2 protein-coding genes and 1 pseudogene are annotated in these 2,735 nt (G+C 59.0%); all 3 read right to left on the bottom strand.

All coding sequences use genetic code 11. The annotated features are described in order from the left end of the window. Positions 1-1,375, bottom strand: a 1,375-nt coding sequence (locus ACR0E6_RS20740; protein WP_480586863.1) for a sulfatase-like hydrolase/transferase, incomplete at its 3' end; no start/stop codon positions are given. 4 nt (positions 1,376-1,379) lie between these two features. Beyond that, on the bottom strand, positions 1,380-2,168 hold the full coding sequence (gene phnX, locus ACR0E6_RS20735) for a phosphonoacetaldehyde hydrolase (RefSeq protein ID WP_480565321.1): 789 nt from the start codon (positions 2,166-2,168) through the stop codon (positions 1,380-1,382). Between the two features lie 14 nt (positions 2,169-2,182). Continuing rightward, a pseudogene (locus ACR0E6_RS20730) lies at positions 2,183-2,735 on the bottom strand (2-aminoethylphosphonate--pyruvate transaminase); the annotation flags it as partial.

Genomic DNA, 2,735 nt, shown 5'->3' with positions numbered 1-2,735 from the left:
GCAGATCTTCCCGCGCGAGATTCCGGGTGCAATCGGGATCGTTTTCGACATCAAACAGCATCGGCTCGATATCCGTTGCGAAATGCGCAAGCCGATATCCGTCTTTCTCAAACGCAAGGGCGCGGAAATGATCGGGCGGGCATTGCCATGCGGTTTCAAAGCGCCCCTTGCCGTTCTCTGATCCAAGCTCAAGCTCGACCATGGCCTCGTGCCCGTAGGGTCGGTCGGGCGCCAAGAGGTTACAGCCCTGCATCTCGGAGGGCGGTGCAGCTCCAAGCGCCGACAGAACCGTCGGGGCCACGTCAATCGACTGGGTCAATGCGTCGATATCTTCAGGCTCAAGATCCGGATGCCCGATCATCAGGGGCACGTGGGACGCAGCGCGGAACGGGGTCTGTTTTCCCCAAAGACCAAGATCGCCCAGCATCTCTCCGTGATCAGCAGTCAACACGATCAGCGTGTCGTCCAACTGACCCACATTTCGCAACCATTCAAAAATCCGACCGATGTGATGATCAACTTCAGCAGCAAGCCCAAGGTAGGTGGATCGGCAAAGCGCGATCTGCTCCGGCGTCATGGCATCTTGCTGTCCGTCAAAACCCCAGAACATATCCGTACCGCTTGGGCGGGAATGATAGGCTTCGAAAAAAGGATGCTCAAAAGTGGCCTCAACCGGGGGCGAGATGTCCTGAGGGTTGATCAAATCGTTATACGGCGCGGGGGCAACGAACGGAGGATGCGGCCGGATATAGGTGACCATGGCAGACCACGGCTGTGATTTGCGAACGTCAAGATGCGCCAAAACCCGGTCGGTCAGGTACGCGGTATCACTGTCCTGCGCGTCATAGAGCGCTGGCCCTCCGAGCATGTTGTTCTGAGGTCTGTAAAGCGCGGTCAGGTCGCCCGCATCCGGCACGTCATAACCACGCGATCTGAGATGGGCGAGCCACTCCCACGCTTCCTCACGCATCTCGGTGACCTCGGTGATCCCCGGGATCGGCCCTGTGTAGGACAGATGCGCCGGGTCATTCGGGTGCAAGCCTCTGGGATCAGGCTGCGTATCCGTATAGCCGAACAACAACAGCTCTCGCCCAATGGTGCGCAGCGCCGTTGCAAGGTTGGGGAGATCGCGTCGCAGCGGAACGCCATTCTGAACCGATCCGTGGTTCATGGCGTATTGGCCCGTCAGCAAACTTGCACGGGCCGGACCGCAAGGCACCACAACCGTATGATGGTTGCGGAAATGCACCGATCGTGCGGCCAGAGCGCGAATGTTGGGCAGCGGCACATGCTGGCCCAAAGCGCTCGTCAGAAGGTCCGCGCGGAACTGATCGATGACAATGAACAGAAAATTGCGCGGAGCCTTCTTCAGCATGGGTTCAGGCCTCTGCGCCGTCCAGTTCACGGATCAGCGCAGGCAGATCGGCAACCGTGTCGATCACATAGTCCGCTCCGGCGTCCTTCAGAATCTTGGTCGCGTGCTGGCGCAGCGCGTCAACCTCCTCCGCCGACAGCGCAGCCAGTTCTTCCGGTGTTTTGCCCACTGCGTTGCCGGACAAAGACACACCTACGGTCAGGCAGCCAGCGGCGACGCCCTCTTTGATGCCCGGTTCGGTGTCATCGACCTTGATGATCGCCGCAGGCGGATAGGCCACCAGATCAACCATGCATTTATACATCCCCAGCGGGCCGGGTCGGCCTTCGGGCAGGTCGTCGGAACAGACCAGATTGTCTGGCTCATAGCCCTGAGCAGCGGCAACCGGCAGGACGTTCTCCATGATCGAGCGGGTGTAGCCCGTGGTCGATCCGATCTTGAGGCCCATGGACCGCAGATCATCAATCGCAGCTTTGCCACCCGGAACCAGATCCGCATAGTCGGCGGCGACTTTTTCGTTCATCGGCACAAAGATCTCATAGACCTTGTCGACATCCTGATCGGTTGGCGCGTTGCCGTATTTTGCCTCCCACTGGTCGGCGATTTCAGGCATATCCATCATGGAGCGGATGTGATCCCATTTGGGCGCGCCCATCGGTGCGCGGGCCTGCTCGATCGTGGCTTCGATATCGAACTTGGCGAAGGCCTTCACAAACACACCCATCGGCGCGAATGATCCAAAATCGACCATTGTCCCCGCCCAATCAAACACGGCGGCTTTGAATTTGCTCATTGTCTTTCCTTTCGTCAGGCAGGTTCAACCTGTTTCTGTTTGAGTGTTTCGTCCGAGGGGCTGGCACTGTCGACCCCCATGTCACGCAGCACCTCGGCTGCGGTGTCAACGACCGCTTGCATCACATGCGCATCGACCTGTCCGATATGACCAATCCGGAAGCTTTCGGCTGCGGTCAGTTTGCCAGGATACAGGATAAATCCGCGCGCTTTCATGCGGTTATAGAAATCCGGAAACGCAAAACGTGGATGATCTGGGCAGAAGAAAGTGGTGATGATCGGCGACAGCCACTCATCATCCAGTAATGTGACAAAGCCCAGCGCGCGCATCCCTTTGACCAGCGTCTTGCGGTTTTCAAGATACCGCGCGCCCCGTGCGGCGACGCCGCCCTCGGCCTCATGCGCGCGCAGCGCTTCGATGAAGGACGCGACCACATGCGTCGGCGGGGTAAAGCGCCACTGGCCTGTCTTCTCCATCGCGGTCCATTGGGCGTGTACATCCAGGCTGAGCGTATGGCTATTGCCTTCCGCCGCCTTGCTCGCATCTGTTTCGGCGGTCACGAACCCA

The sequence above is a fragment of the Ruegeria sp. AP12 genome (assembly GCF_056540025.1).
This window is presented reverse-complemented; position numbering and strand designations above follow the sequence as displayed.

Bases quoted from the DNA above. Each gene is read 5' to 3' on its own strand.
- phnX (WP_480565321.1), bottom strand. From the start codon at position 2,168: ATGAGCAAATTCAAAGCCGCCGTGTTTGATTGGGCGGGGACAATGGTC.